Genomic DNA, 20,843 nt, shown 5'->3' on the forward strand with positions numbered 1-20,843 from the left:
TACTATCCAACATTTTCTATTAGTATACAGCAAAACCGTTTCCTATACATTTGTTTCCTGCATAGCAGCGAATTCATCCTCAGAAATAAGGACATCTCTCGGTTTCGTTCCTCTTCCTTCAGAAATAATCCCTTGCGACTCCATCTCTTCAATTAGACGTGCCGCGCGATTATAACCTATGCGGAATTTTCTCTGTACAGAAGATGTGGACGCTCCCCCTTGCTCTACAACAAATTGACATGCATCAAAAAATAGTTCATCTTCAGACTCACTCTGCTCTGATTTTGCTAATAAATCCTCTTGCTTAAATAAGTAGTTTGGCTTCATTTGCTTTTTCACATGATCAACTGTTCTTTCAATCTCATCATCTGATACGTATACACCTTGTACACGAACAGGTTTAGATGTGCCGTTTCCTAAAAATAGCATATCACCACGACCAAGTAACTTCTCCGCGCCCCCAATATCGATAATCGTACGCGAATCAACTTGAGATGATACTGTAAACGCAATACGCGTTGGAATGTTTGATTTAATTAAACCTGTAATAACGTCTACAGATGGACGCTGCGTCGCAACTAATAAGTGAATACCACAAGCACGCGCTTTTTGTGCAATACGACAAATCGCTTCCTCCACATCACCAGGAGCAACCATCATTAAGTCCGCTAACTCGTCAATGACAATTACAATATAAGGTAATGTCTCACCTGGGATTTCTCTACCACTTACAATCGTATTGTAACGAGTTAAATCACGAGCACCAGCATGAGCAAACAATTCATAACGACGTTCCATCTCTTCAACCGCCCACTTTAACGCAGCTGTAGCTGCTTTTACGTCAGTAATAACAGGTGCTACAAGATGTGGAACAGAATTGTATGGTGCAAGCTCAACCATCTTCGGATCAATTAGTATCAACTTCACTTCATGCGGCTTCGCTTTATATAAAATGCTCGTTAAAATCGCGTTAATGCACACACTTTTCCCTGAACCAGTTGCACCCGCAATAAGTCCATGTGGCATTTTTCGAATATCCGTTACAATTGGATCACCGGAAATATCAAGCCCCAGCGCAACTGTAAGCGGTGATTCACTCTTTGTAAATACAGGACTTCTTAAAATTTCACGCAGGAATACTGGCTTACTTTCCTTGTTTGGAACTTCAATTCCAATTGCACTCTTCCCTGGAATTGGCGCTTCAATTCGAATATCTTTCGCAGCTAAACTTAACTTAATATCATCACTTAAATTTGTAATTTTATTTACTTTCACACCTGGGTCTGGTTGTACTTCAAAACGAGTTACCGCCGGCCCTTGTGACACATTAATAACATGTGCTCCAACATGGAAATTATTAAATGTCGTATTTAATAATTCTTCCTGTTCTTCTAGCCACTCCGTATTATCTAATGCTGCCTGCTGTGGAATTGACAACAACGTTAATGGCGGAAGTTCATACTTCGGTGGCGCTTGTAGTACGTTGCGCATATCATTCTCTTTTTGATTTACAACATATGCTTTCTCTTGTACTTCCGTACTTGAAATTGACTCTTGTACTTGTCCAGCCACCGCTACTTGTTGCATCGGTTTTTCTTCCACTTGAGCTTCTACCGCCACTTGCTGCATCGGTTTTTCTTCCACTTGAGCTTCTACTACCACTTGCTGCATTGGTTTTTCTTCCACTTGGGCTTCTACTACCACTTGCTGCACTGGACTTTCTTCTACTTGCGGGTCTACTACCACTTGCTGCACTGGTTTTTCTTCCACTTGCGGGTCTACTACCACTTGCTGCACTGGTTTTTCTTCCACTTGCAGGCCTACTACCACTTGCTGCATTGGCTTTTCTTCTGCTTGTGGTTCTACTACCACTTGCTGCACTGGCTTTTCTTCCACTCGTTCACTGACAGTTGATTGCATTACGTTCGTTCTTGCCGCATGTCTTTCCATTAATTTCTTTCTATCCTGCTTTAACATGACAACATTAAATGGGACATGACGTTTTTTCTCACGTTTCGGTTCTTCTATTTGTAAAGCAGGCTGTTCTTCAGCAACTTGCTTCTTTTCTTCCGCTTCTTCAATTAAAACGTTCGCAAAGTTTTGAACATCTTTCTTTGTTTGCTCATCCGTTTCTGAAACTGGTACGAATACTTCACTTTCTTCCTTGAACGTAATTGTTTCTTGTTGAGAAATCACTGGTTGCTCTTCAACTGCTATATTTTCTAACGACTCTATATTCATCGTTTCTTCAATTACTTCTTCTTGCGGTGTTTTCTCTAATGCGAATTCCGTAACTGATTCTATTTCCTTAGATTCCTCTAATTCCACAACTTCTTCTGCTTCCTCAGGTTCTTCTAACTCCGCAGCTTCTGCTACTTCCTTAGGTTCTTCTAACTCCACAACTTCTTCTGCTTCCTCAGATCCCTCTAATTCCACAACTTCTTCTTCCTTAGATTCTTCTAACTCCACAACTTCTGCTTCCTCAGATTCCTCTAATTCCACAACTTCTTCTGCTTCCTTAGGTTCTTCTAACTCCACAACTTCTGCCGCTTCTTTAGATTCCTCTAATTCCACAATTTCTTCTGCTTCCTCAGATTCCTCTAATTCCACAATTTCTTCTGCTTCCTCAGATCCCCCTAATTCCACAACTTCTGCTTCCTTAGATTCTTCTAATTCCACAACTTCTTCTGCTTCCTCAGATCCCTCTAATTCCACAACTTCTGCTTCCTTAGATTCTTCTAATTCCACAACTTCTTCTGCTTCCTCAGATTCCTCTAACTCCACAACTTCTTCTACTTCCTCAGATCCCTCTAATTCCACAACTGCTGCTTCCTTAGATTCTTCTAACTCCACAACTTCTTCTGCTTCCTCAGATCCCTCTAATTCCACAGCTCCTGCTGCTTCCTTAGCTTCTTCTTCAAAAACATCTGGTATTTCTATAGTAATTGTTTCTTCAAGCTTTTCATCTGCTTTTACAATCACTACATCTTCTAAGGTTTCTTCTTCGACTTGATTTGCTGCAACTTCAGCAACAGTTTCTTCTATTTCTGTATTACATTCATTTTCTTCTGTTAATATCGAATACACATGCTCTACTTTAGAATCTATTGACTCTTCTTGTAAAGTTTCTTCGTTATCTTCTGTAGATGATAACGCCACTACATCTTGCTCCTGCTTCAAGGCTTGTACAATTGTAGCCTCTTTTTCCACATGCTGTCCTACTGTTTTATGAAGCAAATCATCACTTAGGCTTTCTTCTAATGAAGGGGCTTGACGTTCAACTTCGTAACCGTTTTTCTCTAACCATGTATCCACAACCGATTTTTCTTCTACTTTATTACTTCGTTCGTTCACTCCGTTCTTAACAGATGAACTTCCTTGTAGAACTCCCGAAAAGTCAGATAATGTATATCCCTTTTTCTCTAACCATGCGTCAACAACAGCTTTTCCTTCAACAGATATTTCAAGATCTTCTCTTACCTTTTCTTCCTCCTGCACAACCTTCGTTTCTACTGAAGGACGGTTATATCCATAAATCGGAGAAATCATTTCTGTTGGACGAAATGGTCTACGGTTACTTTCTTGCGACGGTACAAATGCTTTTTTTACGACAGGCTCTGGTTCCGGTTCATATTGCAATTCCGGTTCCTCATATGTAGGTGCTTCTGTTTCCACATACGGTCGTCTGCTTCTTTCCACTTTTATTCCTCTTTGAGTAGGCTGTTCTTCATATGCTCCTCTTTGAATAGGTTGTTCTTCAAAGTTAGGCAGTTCTCTTACATCCTCCTCATCGAAGCCATTATCTGGTATTAATGGAAAACGACATTTCCCTGCATTCCGACTTGCCATTTGTGCTTCTCTTGCTTCAGTGTAGTGGTTTACACGAGGAATTTTCGGCTGACTTTCAATTTGTGCCGGTACTTCTTTATTCATCACTGTTTTTTCTTCCTCTTTGTTAAACAGCTTTTTCATCCAATCTAACATGTTTACCACTCTTTCTACTAAATAGTAACATCCTTTATTGTATCAGCATTCGGCAAAAAGTGCAGGTAAAATTAAGCATATTAGTTTTATCCATAATATTCTAATTCACGATTGTTTTTCATATAGAAAAACGAGGTCTTACATGTAAGACCTCGTTTAATCTTTACCCTTCCGATATTCATCCACACTATCCGTTACACTTTGCAATAAAGAATTTACATACTGTGGGTCAGATAATTTTTTGTCTTCTTCAGGGTTTGACATAAATCCAAGTTCTAATAGTACTCCTGGAACTTTTGACCAATTAAATCCAGAAAGATCATCCCGAAATTTAATTCCATTTACTTTCACTTGATGATTCTCTCTCATTTTATTTACTATCGTTTGAGAGATTTGAAGACTTTCAGCATAAATCTCTTTCGTATACGGACTTCCTTCTGCCGGTGTCAATACAGCAAATCCACTTTGATTTGGATTTTCAGAACCATCTGCGTGAAGGCGCAAAAATAAATTCGCTTTATGATCATTCGCGAATGTTGCTCGTTCCTTATTACTTATATCAACCTCATGTGACGTTCTCGTCATCAATACTTGTATACCTTTTGCTTCCAGTTTTTCTTTCAATATAAAAGCCATCTCTAATACAAGAACTGATTCCCTCTTTTTCGTTACAACTCCCGCTGTTCCGTCTGTTACTTTATATTTTTGCGTAGTTGCTCCTGGACCAATTGCCTCTAAATTTAAATTCGCTTTTTGTTGATGCCCTGGATCAATAACGACGAGAAACTTTTCTTGTTTTTCATTACTCTCTACTTTTTGTTCATTATTTTGTACTGGTTGCTCAGTTGGCTGCAGCGGCGTAGTTTCCTCTTTCTTTTCCTCGGCCGGCACTTCCTCCTGCTTATGTTCCACTTGCTCATTCGTTTGAATTGCTTGCGGTTGTTCTTTCTTTTCTTGTTCTTCTTGCTGCTTTTCTACCGGTGCGTCTTCCTTATTATCTTTGTTTTTTTCTTGTATAGAAGATGTTGTTTCTTTTTTCGGCTCTTCTTGCGAACAACCTCCCATATATATTCCAATGACTGCAATAGCGCTCATTATTTTTATATACTTCATTTTTCTCTCCTATCACTTTGCACCGGTCTCAAAGTTTTTCTTATAATTGTTTTATAATTTCATCCATATTTCCAATATGAACGGGTTGCCACGTTTCTGTACCACGCTCTGCGGTATAGACTAGATAAGCATCATCAGCTACATTTACGAAAACAGGATCCCCCATATCCGTTTCATATCCGATAACAATCCATTCCTCTTTCCATTTTCCACTTTCTTCACTTATTAATGAATTTTTATGTTTATCATATCGATAACCGATTTGTCCTTTTTCTAATTCATTTTCGCTAAACACATATATTTCATAGGAACCTAGTTCGATATCTTGCTGTTTTGAAGTTTCAATTCGTTTCAGAAGTTCTGCAATTTTTGGTTGTTGTTTCATACGTCTACCCCCTTCTTTTTTCTAAATTTTACCTAATCCATTTTTGAAATACAATATAGATTTTGAGAGGAAACGTTACAATCCTAGGAATTTCGTACAAAAAAAATAGCCTCACATATGCGAGACTACTTTTTCTAACATCAATTAAAATTTAAATTCTTGTCCAACTTCAAAGCTATCTTCTAATACAAGAATACCTTTTTCTTCTGGAGCATCTGGAAGCTCTAACTCACGTGCAGAGCAAATCATTCCAGAAGAAGGAACACCGCGAAGTTCAGCTGGTTTAATTAACATACCACTTGGCATTACAGCACCGATTTTTGCAACAACAACTTTTTGTCCTGCATCAACGTTTGGTGCACCACATACGATTTGTAATGTTTCTGTACCGATTTCTACTGTACAAATGTTTAATTTATCAGCATTTGGATGCTTCTCTTTTTCAGCTACATAGCCTACAACAAATTTCGGCGTGAAATCAGCTTCTACTTTTTCTTCAAAGCCATTCTTCGCTAAAATTCCGTTAATTTTTTCAACAAACTCTTTCGTTAATGTAACGTTTCCGTTGTCTGTTACTTCTACATAAGAAGACGCATTAAAGATGTTGAATCCTGCTGTTACGTTGCTTTCACGATCGTATACGCGAGCAACATCTCCTTTGCGGTCAAATGTACGGTTTTCTAAAGTAATATCTTGTAAGGTAACAATTAAAGTGTCACCAATTCCTTCAAGGTTGTAAAAAACGTTCACTTCGTTCATCCTTTCTCTTTTCCATCTGTCTTCTTCCGATTCTTCGCTAAAATAAAGATTGGTTCAAAGTCCCCATCTTCATATACGAATGAAAGTGATGTAATCGGAACATGCCCTTCGGCAAAAAATTTCATTGTCATTTGTGCAATAATATCATAACCGATTTCGTTGACGATATCAGCAATAATTAATACATCTTGGTGAGGAACTGCAACAACCATATCACCAGAGATCTTTTCACGCATCGAGTGTAGTAACGATTCGTTTAAAATACGACTCGCATCGTATCCATCATTTGTGTTTAAAAAGTAGAATGTATTACCTGCTACTGTCTCCTGCTTAAATTCATAGCCTAATGAGCGAGCATTAAATAATGCCATTTCACGTACTTGTTCCTCTGTAAGCTCTAATTTTTGCAATAAGCCCTCATCAATTAATCGATATGTTTTATTAGAATCTAGCGCATAGTAAATACGTGTTTCTGCCGTATGGTCCGTCATAATAAACGGATTTCCTTCTTCTGATTGTTTCGGGAAAGAAGTAGAGCGAATAACAGGTAAAATTTTCGCCGTGCTATTTTCTTCTTTATGCATTGCAATTAGCGCTTCTTGTACGTAATAAGCGACCTCTTCAATTGCTTTTTCTTTGTTCACTTCCCATTTTGCAACTACTCCTGGAAGTGATACGTTAATACCTTTTTTCGAGTCTGTTTGTTCAATACGAAGAACTTCTTTCTCGCTATCATAATGAAAGTCCCATTCTGGTCGAGATAATTTCTTCATTAACTCGTCTTTCATCTTTTTACTTGTCATTTTCATCTCTTTTTCCTCCCTTCCAAAAAAATAACCTCCCCCGCGAAGGTAGAGGTTGTTTTTACAATTCAATTGGCTAATTGTCTTATTTTAAACCTTCAATAAACTCTTCGATTTGCTCTTGTGTTTTACGATCTTTATTTACATAGCGTCCAGTTTCTTCACCTTTATTGTACGCTACAAAGCTTGGAATGCCAAATACGTCTACTTTCACGCATAAATCAATAAATTCATCACGATCTACATAGTAAAATGAGAAATCACTATACTTCTCTTCTACTTCTGGCATAAATGGATCAACGAAACGGCAATCTGGGCACCATTCTGCTGAGAACATGAAGACTACATTCTCTTCATTTTTTAATTCTTGGAATTGTTCCATGCTTTCTAATGATTTCATCTATATTCCCTCCTCTAACGAGTGCACTTTTTCACACTATAATCTTTTCTTTATACTACCATACATCGCGCATGGTGCAAGGTTTATGCTTGCTTTTCATCATACTTATATTGCCCAACAAGTAACTTAACAACGTGTACAAATAATTCCGTTCGGTCGACATAATCATCTGTAAAAATACCGATAGCACCTTCGTGACTACGAATATCTTTTCGCTCTACAAACTCTTCCATCACTTCACTTAGCTCTTTTCCTTCTTCAAGCGGTGCTAAAAAATCGTCTGGTAACTTAATACGCGCCCCGCCCGCAACAAATGTTTTACCTTCAATCGTCGCTAAAGCACCCCAGTTACACATAAATAACCCATGCTCCGTTTTCATAACGCCGCCTTCTAGCCCAATGCCGATATGAGCTGCACCTTCCTGCAATGCTCTCTTCGCCCTATTTACTGCTCCTTGCATCGTCTCTTCATCTGAAAAAGGCTGATTTGCTACTCCTGATGGAACAGAAAGAGATGTAATTTCAACATCTTCCCAAACCTTCTCCACAGCCCCAACCTTCGTCTTATTCTTCGATCCAACTACTACCTTCATTTCATTCACCTCTATATAAATTCATACTCATATTCCTTCTACATTCAAACTTTTCACTTTCACAACTTCGGGACTCAAACGTTAAAATAGATCATACTCTCACTATCTATTCGGAGTGAGCACCGATTAAGCACTAACCGCTACCACTCATCGCTGGGCCATCTATTCAATCAAAAAAAGAAAGAGCTTTTCTAAAATCATTACCGGCCTCGAACACAAAAACAGCCTTCCTCTCGCTTCCTATCCGGGGTTTAAACACATCATTCGAGCACCAATTAAGCACTAACCGCCACCACTCATCGCTGGGCCATCTCTCCTACCTAAAAAAAGAAAGGCTCTTCAGCCCTTCTTCCTCTTTACGCGTTATTCTTAATTGTCTCTAACGTCGTTTTGTCCGTCGCTCTCACAAGCTTCGTAATTAATTCCTTCGCTGCCGCATAATCATCAACATGTAAAATAGAAGCATGTGTATGAATGTAGCGTGCACAAACACCAATTACTGCTGATGGGATACCAGAGTTACTTGTATGCACACGGCCCGCATCTGTACCACCTTGTGAAATAAAGTATTGGTACGGAATGTTATGTGTTTCTGCTGTATCTAAAATGAATTCGCGCATTCCTCTATGTGTTACCATTGTGCGGTCATAAATACGAAGAAGAGCGCCTTTTCCTAATTGACCGAACTGCGTCTTATCACCAGATGCATCATTTGCTGGACTTGCATCAAGCGCATAGAAAATATCTGGTTGAATCATATTTGCAGCAGTTTGTGCTCCGCGAAGACCTACTTCTTCTTGTACAGTCGCACCAGAGTATAATGTGTTTGGTAATGTTTCATCTTTTAATTCCTTTAGCAATTCGATAGCAAGGCCACATCCATAGCGGTTGTCCCAAGCTTTCGCCATAATTTTCTTTTCATTTGCCATTGGCGTGAATGGGCAGATTGGAACGATTTGTTGCCCTGGCTTTATGCCAATTTCAATCGCATCTTCATAACTATCTGCACCTATATCAATTAACATATTTTTTATATCCATCGGTTTTGCACGTTGCGCATCACTTAATAAATGAGGAGGAATGGAACCAACAACCCCAATAACAGGACCATTCTTCGTCATAACTTGTACACGCTGAGCTAATAGTACTTGGCTCCACCAGCCACCTAACGTTTGAAAACGAAGCATCCCATTTTTCGTAATTTGCGTAACCATGAAACCTACTTCATCCATATGACCTGCTACAAGAACGCGCGGGCCAGTTTCGTCCCCTTTTTTCAGGCCAAATACGCTACCTAAACCGTCTTGCACAATCTCATCAGCATATTTGCTTAATTCTTGCTTCATAAAACTGCGCACATCATGTTCAAAACCTGATGTACCTTGTAATTCTGTTAACGTACGAAATAATTGTAATGTCTCTTTATTCACGAAGTCCCCTTCTTTCAAACCTTAGTAGAATACCTCTTTTATTGTAACGAAATTTTCGAAATGTTTCTAGTTTCTTCTTTTTTAGTTGCATTTGCATTATAATTATTATTGGTACACTATTTTTATTTTACAGAATTGAGGTGAATATATGAGCTGGAAAGGTTTAGTCACAGGTCTTGGCGTTGGGTTCGCAGCTGGTTATTTCGTTGCAAACAAAGTACAAGAACAATCCCATATTTCTTCAGAAAAAGCATTGAAAATGGTGAAACAAGCATTAAGTCATAAAGGTGAAATTACTGGCTCTTGGGTACATATGGTTCCAGAGGCATTTGAAAAATATGATGTCGCGTACGAAGTTTATCGCGGCGGTCTTACAACGATGTTAGATGAAATACAAGAACGATTTGAATTTTTAGTTGATGCTAAAACAGGTACTGTTTTAGAGGTTATAGCAGCATAAAAAGAGGTTTCCCATTAGGTGAACCTCTTTTTTTTTAGAATTACCAACAAAAGCTGATAATAACAGCAATACATAATAAGTGGAGATTGTTCCAATAAATATTTTTGGACACCTTCCTCTTATTAATATTAAGCTTCTATATTTGTTTTTCTCTCTATCTTCTCCACTATATGCCCTTCCTCATTCCACTTTACTGCACGGTAATATGCATCATGATAAAAAGTAAACCACGCCTCTTTTTCAGCACCATACTTCATCCACTTTTGTTTATGTTCAATCGATGTCATTGGATAGTCATCATATGCCATTACCCATAATACATTTTGATGTGCATACGTCGGTAAAATGTCCGCTAAATGAAGCATCGTTTCACCCTGACTTTCAAGGACGACAACGGCATGTCCATCGCTATGACCACCCGTATGCACCATCTTTATTTCATCCGTAATTTCTATTTCTTGCTTGAACGTAACAATCTTATCAACGATTGGCTCCCAATTTTCCTTCCAATATGTATTACGCGATCTAACATTCGGATTTTTCATTTCATTCCATTCAGTCTCACTTACATAAATCGTTGCGTTCGGAAACGCCGGAACAAGGTGATTTCCCTCCCATTTTGTTAAACCAGATGCATGGTCAAAATGAAGATGCGTCATTAAGACGTAATGAATATCTTCAGTATGCAGTCCCAATTTTTCTAAAGATTCCTTAACTGATGATTCTTCTGTTACACCTTGATTCCGCTTCATTTTCTCATTCAATTTACCATTCCCTATCCCTGAATCAATAAGCATGTTTCCTTCTTTCGTTTGTAAGAGTAACGGATCTGTTCGTAAATAAATATGATTTGTATCATTATGTTTATATTTTCGTGACCAAAGTACTTTTGGCACAACTCCAAACATCGCGCCTCCATCTAAATGTGTATTCCCACCTTTTAGCCACGTCACTTTTATATTTCCAATTTGTAACTGTTCCATATCCCATCCCCCTTTTTCATTTAATTTTAACATAATATTCCGATTATTTTTCATATAAAAAACCTATGCATTACTGCATAGGCTCCGTACGATATTTTGCTTCAACTCGGTAAATACGATGACCTTTACTAGAGAATTTCTCTTCGTATTCTGTCATAATGTTTCCTTCATAATCACTATTATGAAGATCTAGGCTAAGGTAAGTTAATAACATACCATACTCAGCCATACTCATAAGAGAATATTCAAATAATCCCTGGTTATCAGTTTTGAAATGAATTTCTCCGCCATCTACTAACACTTCTTCATAATTGCGTAAAAATGTTTTATACGTTAAACGACGCTTCGTATGACGATTCTTCGGCCATGGATCTGAGAAGTTTAAATAAACGCGGTCAATTTCACCTTTCGCAAAGAAAACTGTTAAATCTTCAGCATCTTTATTAATTAACTTTAAGTTCGGTACTTCTTCTTCAATTAATTTATCAAGTGCATCTACAACAACACTTGTGAATTTTTCAATTCCAATATAGTTAATATGCGGATTTGCTTTTGCCATATCATACATAAAGCGGCCACGTCCTGTACCTACTTCAATATGAATTGGCTGTTCATTTCCAAATATTTCTTTCCAGTTACCAGCGCTCTCCTCTGGGTTTCCAATTACGATATGTGAATACTCATTAATTCGATCCATTGCATAAGGCTTATGTCTTAAACGCATAGATGTCTCCCTCTCTTTACAAAACTATTTTAAAGGAAAAATTCCTTCTTTCTGTTTTAATCAATCTATCAAACAAAAAACCAAGTACGTACGAGCACTCGGTCCGTTTCTTTCAAGTATAAGATGTACCATTTTGATAAAAACTACATAAAGCATTAAACATTCCATGACGAAATAGCTTTTTCTCTTACATTTCTAGAGAGAGAAAAACACTCGAAAGGATGATCCGTTCATGCCAATTAATCAACAGCATCAATTAGAAGTGTTAAAAGATATTTTAATCAACCATCAAAGTGATTGCTGCGGGACAGTTTCTGAATGCGAGCAATTAGAGCGACTCATTCAATCGTTACTCGCAAACGATAGTATAAGTAGTGACACTAAAGTAATGCTAAACGATGTATATTCTTATAGTCAATCGGGTAAATCTTCCTCTAATTTGGACAACCATATTTCCAATAATCAAGAACAACTTACTCAGTGGATTGCTGGAATGGACAATTTTTCTTAAGTATTATTCTGAAGCAAGTAGTTGCTGTAAATATTGATGCCAATATTTAGCTTCTGCTTGCTGCTTTTTTGTTGTGTGCCATTGCATAGATAAAATCGTTTGTGCTATCACATACCATCTCATACGCCTAAGCAATGATTCATCTAGTTCAATCTCATAATATCCGAGCCACTCACTCCATTCATGGCGCGGAACATACCAATATAATAACATACCAAGATCTAAAGCTGGGTCAGCAATAACAGCCCCATCCCAATCAATTAAAAACAATTCATCTTCGTCCGACAATATCCAATTGTTATGGTTTACATCACAATGGCATACAACGAATTCATTGTACTCAATATCTTTTAATGACTCCGTTAAATATTGCAGACCTTGCTGAATTGTTTCATCAACTCTTATATCTCCTCTTAAAACGAGCTGTAATTGTTGTAATAACTCTTGCGCATGAAGCGGCTGCTTTCCTAGCCTTTGAATCATCTGCACAAGCGCTTTAGAGGAGTGTATTTTCTTCAAAAGTTTCGCAACACGTTCTAGTTTCATATCCTCTGGCTCTAACTTCTGTCCCGGAAGCCATTTTTGAGCAGAAATTACATCACCGTTCGTTACCCTTCTTGTCCAAAGTAATTTTGGAACAATTCCTTCTGCTGACAATACCGCTAAAAAGGGCGATGTATTCCGCTTTAAAAATAACTTTTGTTGTCCGTTTTGCGCAATATATGCATCGCCCGTTACTCCACCAGCCGGTATAAGACTCCACTCTTTTCCTAATAATTGTTCCAACCATTCCATATTCATTACCCGTTAACAAATCCTTATCTTTTATAGTTATGAAAAGAAAAACCGCAACATTTCTACACATGTTGTGGATTCATATATTTTACTGTATTTGAATGAAAAAACTTGGCATAAGCCGAAAACAGGATAAATCACCTGTTCTTCTAGTTTATTTTACAAAATCAATCATAGAATGACAACTTATGAAAATCGTCACCTTTGTCAATTCTACATTTATTACATTCTCATCGTCAAGTAGCGATTTGTCACATTATCGTCAATATATACGTGCTAATTGGAGCCAATTGAAGTTCCTTTCCTCTAAATGAAGAAATTGGCTCTATTTTCGCTTGCTTTTCGTTTACTAACACATGCCACGTTTCTTCTTTTGGAAGCTGCACCGTTTTAGCTTCCAAACCGCTATTAAATAAAACTACAATCTCTTTCCACGGTCCAAATAATTCTACATGCTCTAGGTGGTATGCCAGTACTTCTGTAGATGTTTGCAAAAAAGTCATATGCGTTTTTATAAGGTCTGCATTTTGTAATCGGAATGCCCCGTGCCCTTTGCGAATCGCAATTAACCCTTTTATATAGTTAACGGTCTCCATCTCTTTCTCTTTTTGATCCCAATCTAATTGATTAATTTCATCATTTGCATTATAGCTATTTTCATTCCCTTGCTTCGTACGATAAAACTCCTGCCCCGCATGTAAGAAAGGAATCCCTTGTGAAAGAATAACCATTGCAGTTGCTAAACGATGACGCCTTTTCAAAATTTCTTCTGATTCTGGATTACTTTGCACTAGTTTATCCCACATCGTCATATTGTCATGACATTCTACATAGTTGATGCTTTGCATTGGCTCTAGAAACAATCCTGTTTCTTTCATACTTAAAAGGCTACCAGCTACTATATACTGCAAATGATTACAATCTACATGCCCACCAAATGCAAAGCCACGTTTATTAATATTAAAAGTACTTCCTTTTATTCCATCACGAAATTGATCATTAAACTGTGCGATACATGGCATTTTATTCGCATTATTTAACGTCGCTTTCTCTTCAAGAGGAAGCGGTGTTTGCAAATCCCATCCTTCACCTAATAACAGCGCATCCTGCTTTATTTTTCGTACTTCTTTTTCTAATTCATTCATCGTTTCAACATCTAAAATTCCCATTAAATCAAATCGGAATCCATCAACATTGTATTCAGTAAGCCAATATAAAACAGATTCTATAATAAATTTCCTCATCATTTTCCGTTCAGATGCTATATCATTTCCAACTCCCGTCCCATTAGAAGGCATACCGTCTTCCCCATGACGAAAATAATATCCCGGGACAAGCTTCTCAAATGATGATAATTCTCTTTCATAAACATGATTATATACAACATCTATAATCACCCTGATGCCGTGATCATGAAATGTTTCAATTAGTTGTTTACACTCTACTATCCTGTTATATGGATCAGAAAGGTTTGTAACATAAAATCCTGTTGGTACATTGTAATATAACGGATTATAGCCCCAATTATATGCGGAAGCAGGATTCACTTCATCTATACCACCAAAACAATGTAAAGGTAATAGTTCAACATGTGTAACGCCTAAATCTTTTATATGAGACAATCCTGTTAATGTCCCATTTCGCCCTACTGTCTCCTCTTCCATTAGCCCTTTATATGTTCCTTTCTTATTCACCCCACTGTTTGGGTGAATAGTAGCGTCACGAATATGCAGTTCATACAATATGGCATCTGTCATTGACTGTAATGGTGATAATTCTACTCGTTTTGTCACATTCGTTTTTTCCAAATCGATAACGACGCCGTATTTTCCATTTATCATCGCAGACTTTGCATAAGGGTCAACCGCTTCGTTCCATATTAAATTAATACAAACAAGGAATGTATATCGTGCTCCATCATGATCACCTTGTAATGTATGAATCCACACTCCGTTTTCTTCTCTGTACATTTCATAATCAATATATTCTTTATCACTTTTATAAATCCGTACTTTCGCAAGCCTTGCAGTCGGAGCCCATACTTTAAATATTGTTTCTTCTTTTTTATACACAGCACCTAAGTCGGTACCTTCGTAATAATATTTTTCATCGAAAACTACTGTTCGAATCACAGCGCCTATTTGTAAATCTGTTTCTTCATTCCGTTCATCACGTACTGTATAATACTTCCCCACATCTATCGGCTCTTCTATAAAACATTCATACTTCGTTGCATCTGGAAGAGCAATAGTATGAACAATCGGTAACTCTTTCACATTGCTTCCTTCTTGTAAACGAAATGTCCGGCTTGTTCCATACGCATGCGGGAGCAAAATTGTAATTTTATTCATTTCATCTAAATAGGCATCAAATGGACGTTTTACTTTCAACATAAAAAATCACCATCATTCTCAAAATTAAAATGAAACGAGCTGCAAATGATAAAGGTTTTCTTATCAGCGAAGCTCTATACAGTAACACATTATTCCCTATAGTATATTCACCTGTATAAAAAACGTTTTCATACATTCTATTTTTGTAGTTTTATTTCAGTAATCGATTTATACTTCGGCGTTTCCTTAACGTGAGATTCATACAAAGTAATCGTATCTGCTTGAAATGATGTTACAGGTAACTCTTTTACATTTGTCAGATCAAACACTTTTTCTCCTACCCATTTACGCGCAACAGTAATATGTGGATGATAAGGACGTGTCTCTAGAGAGAAGCCATTTTCTTCACAAATTGTATGCACTTGCTTTTGTAAAGTAAACAAATCTTGATTATCACTTATCCCCGCCCAAAATATACGAGGCTGGTCCACCTGTCCGAATGTAGAAAGTCCTTGTAACGTGAACGATAATTCCGTTTTTTCTGTAAGTGTTTGTAATCCATTCTTTATTCCTTCTAACTGTTCCTGCGCCGCACTTCCTAAAAATGAAAGGGTAATATGATAGTCTTCTTCATGTACCCACGAGCGAAATGGTAATTCATCCTTCATTTCCTCTTTATAATTAGAAAGAATTTCTTTTATATGACGTGGTAAAGTTACTGCGACAAAATAATGCGGCACCATCTACATCGTCTCCTTTATGTTATTGTTGCTTTTCTTGCTTATCTCATTCAGCTAAAAAGAATCCGCCCTCTAAAGTAGAGAGCGGTCATTATTTACATATCTTTTATTTCGCTAATTCATGAATTGCTTGAGCGTAAATCGCTGTCGCTTTTAATAAATCTTCAATTTCAATGTACTCGTCTTTTTGATGCGCAAGTTCTTCTTTTCCTGGGAATAACGGGCCAAATGCAACGCCAGCTTTCAATGAACGAGCATAAGTACCACCGCCAATTGCTAACAATTCAGCTTTTTCACCAGTTTGTTCTTCATATACACGTTGCAAAGTACGAATTAACGTATGATCTTTGTCAACGTGATGCGGGCGAGAGTTAGAATAATCCGCTACTTCAAATCCATGAGTACCAACATATTCTTTTAACTTTGCAATCGTTTCTTCAAAGTTAGTTGTAACTGGATAGCGTACATTTAATCCTAAATTACCACCGTTTTCTTGCGAGTAAGACAAGCGACCAACATTCACTGTTAACGGCCCGCTAATATCATCTTTATAAGAAATACCAGCTTTTTCTCCAATAATATCACCTGTAAATGTTTCTGTTACAAACGAGGCAAATGAAGCCCCTTTTCCATCAAGTGAAACTTTCGTTAAGAAGTTTACCAATAATAAACCTGCATTTTCTCCCTTTTCCGGAGTAGATCCGTGAGCTGAAATCCCTTTGATTTGCAACGTCACCGTCTTTCCTTCTACAATTGCTTTACCTATTTTTTTAGCAGTTTGTAAATACTCCTCATATGCTACTGTAAGTGTATTTACATCTTCTCCTGTAATAACTGCTTCTGCAAAATCAGGAACCATATTTAAACGACGACCTGACTCAAATGAAATAAGCTTAAATGTGCCTTCTTTCTCTTCGCCACCACTTTGCACAACTTGTATGTCAGAAATTCCTTTTTCCGCATTAATAATCGGAAAATCTGCATCCGGTGCAAAACCGATTGTTGGCATTTCCTCATTTTTAAAATAATGCTCTACACACTTCCAATTACTTTCCTCATCTGTTCCTAAAATCATACGAACACGTTTTGAAAGAGGTAAGCCTAATTCTTTAACGATTTTCATCGCATAATAAGCTGCCATCGTCGGCCCTTTATCATCAATTGCACCGCGTGCAAAAATCTTCCCGTCGCGAATATCCGCACTATACGCAGGAGCTGTCCAGCCATCTCCTTCTGGTACAACATCAACGTGACAAAGAATACCTACTAGTTCTTCTCCTTGTCCCATTTCAAGATGACCTACATATCCTTCTAAATTTTTAGAAGCGAAACCTTCTGCTTCTCCTTTATGTAACATGAAAGATAAGGCTTTTTCTACACCTTCACCAAATGGTGCGCCCTCTTTCGCAGATTCTTCTTCCCATACACTTTTAATTTGTAAAAATTTTTGTGTATCACGAATTAAATCATCTTTTCTTTTTGTAACTTCTTCTGTCCAATTAATCGTCGACATCACGCATCCATCCTTCACTATATTGTCTCTTTCATCATAGCAAACGAAAATCTCTTATGCCATACATGAAAACCTAATAACGGACAATTTTAATATTTCAGATATTTCTTATTAGTTTTTCTTTTATTTTTCAAAAAAAATTTGCAGGAATTTGGCGTTTTACGTAGAAATTTATGAGTTAGTTGACTGACCAGACATAAAATGTCAACTACCAATATTTTTCTATATGAATATTTGTTAAACTTTTGTAAAATTTAAGTAAGTTAAAGCATGAATTTTATCATGTAGAGTACAATGGTAGTAACGACCTTCTTTCCTGAATGGGGTCAAAAAAACTAGTAGAGGAGCGGTTTTCTCTTGAAACCTACAACTACTCGTATGCTAACACGCATTAAATCAATTTATATGTACATCAATGAAAACGGTACGGTAACAACGAAAGACCTTGTAGATGAGTTCGGGATCACACCGCGAACAATACAACGTGATCTAAATGTGTTGCAGTTTAATGAACTCGTGTATAGCCCTTGCCGCGGCAAGTGGACAACGACAGGAAAGAAAGTGAGAATGACCTCATAATAAAAAATAATTGTATGTAAATAAATACATACCCCTTTCTAACTCATTAGAAAGGGGTCTTTTCTATACTTTGAAATTGGCGTTACTTTTCGTTATCTACTTGATACGTCTTTAACATTTCTACTTCTTCATCTGTTAATTCACGATATTGCCCAAGTTCTAACTCTTCATCTAACATTAAAGGTCCCATCTCTGTTCTCTTTAAATAAACTACTTTTTTCCCTACCGCTTCAAACATACGCTTCACTTGATGGAACTTTCCTTCTGTAATAACGAGTTCAATCTCAGAAATATCATCACTTTTTAAAATTGTAAGTTCGCCTGGCTTCGTTTCATAGCCATCTTCTAAAATTACACCTTTAGCGAATTCTATTACATCCTCTTCCGTTACAACGCCTGAAATGTGTGCATAATATTTTTTCGGCACATGCTTTTTCGGAGATAATAGTTGATGCGTTAACTTCCCATCATTTGTGATTAATAAGAAACCTTCTGTATCAATATCGAGCCTTCCAACAGGGAATGGATCGAAAATCGCATCTTCTAATTCTAATAAATCTATTACTGTTTCGTGGTTATCATCTTCTGTCGCTGAAATAACACCTTGTGGTTTATGCATCATTAAATAAACAAACTCTTTATATTCCACAACTTCACCGTGAATCATAACCTCTTGCTCTTCTACATTCACATGAAACTTCGCATCTTTCACTGGCGTTCCATCAATCTTCACAACGCCGTCTTTCAGTAATTTCTTTACTTCTTTTCTACTTCCGTGTCCCATATTCGCTAATAATTTATCTAATCTCATGTTCTTCACCTTCTTTATTTATCATAGAAAAGGGGACGTATTTACGCCCCTTTTGATTTCAACTTTATTTTGAATCTACTACCAAGTTTACGCTGGATTTTCTCTAAAGCTTCTCCGCCAAATACTCTTTCTAGTACTCCTGTGCGAATCGCTAACAATCCGTAAACAAGACCACCAATACCTGCACAAATCGCAACTGTAATAAGAGCACCAATACGGCCATCAGGCGAAATCATGAAGGATAGAAGCCATTGTGATAGTTTTACAGCAATAACCATTACAAGTGTTAAGACTGCAATTTGGAATGTTCTCTTATATACAACACCAAATGAATAGTGTGCGTGTTTTTTGATTTGTCTATTCGTATACCATACGGAAGCTAAGAAGCCGACTGCAGTAGCCAAAATCGCCCCAACTGTACCGAAATAACGAATAAAGATTACGTTACATGCAAATTTCAAAATAACACCCATCACAAGCGCAATAACCGCATGTTTCTGCTGGTTAATCCCTTGCAGAATTGCTGCTGTTACTGTGAATAAAGCGAATAACAATGCAACTGGCGCATACCACATTAATACTTGTCCACCTAGTGGGTCTGAATCGTAGAAAGCAGTGTAAATCGGATATGCAAGTGTAGAAATACCGACAACTGCTGGCAATGTTAAAAACATATTCGCCTGGAATGTTTGTGTAATTTGTAATTTCAAATAACGGTATTGCTTTTCAGTAAACGACTTTGTAATCGCTGGCACGAGCGTTAAACTAAACGCTGTTGCAAGTGATACTGGAATCATAATTAATTTATGCGTCCACATCGTGAAAATACCGAGTGCTCGCTCTGCGATATCTCCTTGACCAATCGCCTGCATAATAGAGTTAAATGTCAATGTATCAATTTGTTGATATAAAGGAATTGTTAATCCAATTACAACGTAAGGGATTGCATATGCAAACAACTCTTTAAACAATTGAGCGGTACTTACCGTCGATTCTGGTACAGTTTGCTCAATTAAATATTGATCCAAATATTTTTTACGTTTTAACCAGTACCAATTTAATACGCCAAGTGCTCCAACTGCTGAAACGAACGCAGCGAATGTCGCAACCCCAACTGCCGTTGCTACTGTACCGCCAAGTACTTTAATAACGATGAAACTACCCGCTAATAAAAAGACGATACGAATAATTTGCTCGATAATTTGTGAAACCGTAGTCGGTCCCATCGATTGGTGGCCTTGGAAATAACCACGAATCAAACTTGCTGCCGGCACAACAATAAGCGCAAAACTTACGAGGCGAATAATCGTCGTAACTTCTTCTATCTTATTTTGTAAACTTTGTTTACCAAGCATTGCTTCTGCAAATAATGGTGCGGTCATGTACAGTACTAAGAAGGAAAGAACTCCTGTTACTATCATCATAACCATTCCCGAGCGGAACATTCTCCGGCTCGTTTTATAATCTCCAAGTGCATTATATTTGGAAACAAACTTAGAAACAGCAAGCGGCACTCCTGCCGTTGCGATACTTAAAAATATCGTATATGGAATGTATCCATATGTATAGAGCGTTCCGCCTTCTGTGCCTACTAATGCATGAAACGGAAAAACGTAAATCATGCCTAAGAACTTTACTAAAAATGTCCCTAACGTCACAATAAGCGTTCCGCGCAGAAATTTTGAATCGGACATACGAAAATCCTCCTACATCTACAATAAAGTGAAACTATAATTAGTGGGAGACTCCCTTCCTACTAATCATTCGAGCATTTACGGACCTTTTTAACTCCCTCTTTACTTCTCATAAATCTTAAGATAGTAGTCTTATTGCCCATAAATAGCAGGATAATGCTGAACTCTAACTTTTGTATTGTACCACAATTCTCCTCTTAAGCAGTACTTCACTCTATTTTTCTTTTAAGGGA

General features: G+C 37.4%; 19 protein-coding genes. 3 read left to right on the forward strand and 16 right to left on the reverse strand.

Annotated features, from left to right (window positions below; all coding sequences use genetic code 11):
• Positions 1 to 42: 42 nt before the first annotated feature.
• From ABH957_RS16995 to ABH957_RS17030, 8 genes are all read right to left on the reverse strand, one after another.
• Positions 43 to 3,984 (reverse strand): DNA translocase FtsK, encoded by a 3,942-nt coding sequence (locus ABH957_RS16995; protein ID WP_404511832.1) that lies wholly within the window; start codon positions 3,982 to 3,984, stop codon positions 43 to 45.
• A 156-nt stretch (positions 3,985 to 4,140) separates the two neighbouring features.
• Positions 4,141 to 5,097 (reverse strand): N-acetylmuramoyl-L-alanine amidase, encoded by a 957-nt coding sequence (locus ABH957_RS17000; protein WP_002015615.1) that lies wholly within the window; start codon positions 5,095 to 5,097, stop codon positions 4,141 to 4,143.
• Between the two features lie 40 nt (positions 5,098 to 5,137).
• Positions 5,138 to 5,482, reverse strand: coding sequence for a hypothetical protein (locus tag ABH957_RS17005; protein WP_002015616.1), 345 nt, complete (start codon positions 5,480 to 5,482; stop codon positions 5,138 to 5,140).
• 144 nt (positions 5,483 to 5,626) lie between these two features.
• Complete coding sequence (gene ytpR / locus ABH957_RS17010) at positions 5,627 to 6,241, reverse strand: YtpR family tRNA-binding protein (RefSeq protein WP_002089041.1); 615 nt, start codon at positions 6,239 to 6,241, stop codon at positions 5,627 to 5,629.
• Complete coding sequence (locus ABH957_RS17015) at positions 6,238 to 7,050, reverse strand: DUF1444 domain-containing protein (protein WP_003191882.1); 813 nt, start codon at positions 7,048 to 7,050, stop codon at positions 6,238 to 6,240. The genes ytpR and ABH957_RS17015 overlap by 4 nt, the downstream gene beginning before the upstream one ends.
• Before the next feature lie 79 nt (positions 7,051 to 7,129).
• The gene (locus ABH957_RS17020; protein ID WP_002015619.1) at positions 7,130 to 7,444 is read right to left on the reverse strand and encodes a thioredoxin family protein; all 315 of its coding nucleotides are present in this window, start codon (positions 7,442 to 7,444) and stop codon (positions 7,130 to 7,132) included.
• Positions 7,445 to 7,527: 83 nt separating this feature from the next.
• Positions 7,528 to 8,037, reverse strand: a complete 510-nt coding sequence (locus ABH957_RS17025) for a DUF84 family protein (protein ID WP_404491741.1) — start codon at positions 8,035 to 8,037, stop codon at positions 7,528 to 7,530.
• 356 nt (positions 8,038 to 8,393) lie between these two features.
• A complete protein-coding gene (locus ABH957_RS17030) occupies positions 8,394 to 9,467 on the reverse strand; it encodes a M42 family metallopeptidase (protein WP_078184718.1) in 1,074 nt (357 codons plus the stop codon).
• Positions 9,468 to 9,615: 148 nt separating this feature from the next.
• On the opposite strand from ABH957_RS17030, the gene ABH957_RS17035 reads away from it, so the two are divergent.
• On the forward strand, positions 9,616 to 9,927 hold the full coding sequence (locus ABH957_RS17035) for a PepSY domain-containing protein (protein ID WP_002015622.1): 312 nt from the start codon (positions 9,616 to 9,618) through the stop codon (positions 9,925 to 9,927).
• A gap of 128 nt (positions 9,928 to 10,055) precedes the next feature.
• Here ABH957_RS17035 and ABH957_RS17040 read toward each other — a convergent pair whose 3' ends face one another.
• Together ABH957_RS17040 and trmB are read right to left on the reverse strand one after the other, a co-directional pair.
• The gene (locus ABH957_RS17040; protein WP_431183423.1) at positions 10,056 to 10,910 is read right to left on the reverse strand and encodes a YtnP family quorum-quenching lactonase; all 855 of its coding nucleotides are present in this window, start codon (positions 10,908 to 10,910) and stop codon (positions 10,056 to 10,058) included.
• A 70-nt stretch (positions 10,911 to 10,980) separates the two neighbouring features.
• Positions 10,981 to 11,634: a tRNA (guanosine(46)-N7)-methyltransferase TrmB gene (gene trmB, locus ABH957_RS17045; RefSeq protein ID WP_002138679.1), complete on the reverse strand. Its 654-nt coding sequence runs from the start codon at positions 11,632 to 11,634 to the stop codon at positions 10,981 to 10,983.
• 232 nt (positions 11,635 to 11,866) lie between these two features.
• On the opposite strand from trmB, the gene ABH957_RS17050 reads away from it, so the two are divergent.
• The gene (locus tag ABH957_RS17050) at positions 11,867 to 12,145 is read left to right on the forward strand and encodes a YtzH-like family protein (RefSeq protein WP_002015625.1); all 279 of its coding nucleotides are present in this window, start codon (positions 11,867 to 11,869) and stop codon (positions 12,143 to 12,145) included.
• Between the two features lie 3 nt (positions 12,146 to 12,148).
• Here ABH957_RS17050 and ABH957_RS17055 read toward each other — a convergent pair whose 3' ends face one another.
• The 4 genes from ABH957_RS17055 to pepV form a co-directional block, all read right to left on the reverse strand.
• The gene (locus tag ABH957_RS17055) at positions 12,149 to 12,946 is read right to left on the reverse strand and encodes a phosphotransferase family protein (protein ID WP_002034382.1); all 798 of its coding nucleotides are present in this window, start codon (positions 12,944 to 12,946) and stop codon (positions 12,149 to 12,151) included.
• A 245-nt stretch (positions 12,947 to 13,191) separates the two neighbouring features.
• Entirely contained in the window at positions 13,192 to 15,333 is a 2,142-nt protein-coding gene (pulA, locus tag ABH957_RS17060) for a type I pullulanase (protein WP_404491743.1), read from the reverse strand.
• A 137-nt stretch (positions 15,334 to 15,470) separates the two neighbouring features.
• A complete protein-coding gene (gene thpR, locus ABH957_RS17065) occupies positions 15,471 to 16,016 on the reverse strand; it encodes an RNA 2',3'-cyclic phosphodiesterase (RefSeq protein ID WP_404491744.1) in 546 nt (181 codons plus the stop codon).
• A gap of 103 nt (positions 16,017 to 16,119) precedes the next feature.
• Positions 16,120 to 17,526, reverse strand: a complete 1,407-nt coding sequence (gene pepV / locus ABH957_RS17070) for a dipeptidase PepV (RefSeq protein ID WP_404511834.1) — start codon at positions 17,524 to 17,526, stop codon at positions 16,120 to 16,122.
• A gap of 357 nt (positions 17,527 to 17,883) precedes the next feature.
• Here pepV and ABH957_RS17075 point away from each other — a divergent pair, with 357 nt between their 5' ends.
• The gene (locus tag ABH957_RS17075) at positions 17,884 to 18,105 is read left to right on the forward strand and encodes a DeoR family transcriptional regulator (RefSeq protein ID WP_000805512.1); all 222 of its coding nucleotides are present in this window, start codon (positions 17,884 to 17,886) and stop codon (positions 18,103 to 18,105) included.
• Positions 18,106 to 18,187: 82 nt separating this feature from the next.
• Here ABH957_RS17075 and ABH957_RS17080 read toward each other — a convergent pair whose 3' ends face one another.
• Entirely contained in the window at positions 18,188 to 18,916 is a 729-nt protein-coding gene (locus ABH957_RS17080) for a pseudouridine synthase (RefSeq protein ID WP_002034388.1), read from the reverse strand.
• Positions 18,917 to 18,957: 41 nt separating this feature from the next.
• Positions 18,958 to 20,610 (reverse strand): putative polysaccharide biosynthesis protein, encoded by a 1,653-nt coding sequence (locus ABH957_RS17085; RefSeq protein ID WP_404511836.1) that lies wholly within the window; start codon positions 20,608 to 20,610, stop codon positions 18,958 to 18,960.
• Positions 20,611 to 20,843: the final 233 nt, after the last annotated feature.

The sequence above is a fragment of the Bacillus sp. RC242 genome, assembly GCF_044908245.1.
Taxonomy (GTDB): Bacteria; Bacillota; Bacilli; order Bacillales; family Bacillaceae_G; genus Bacillus_A; species Bacillus_A mycoides.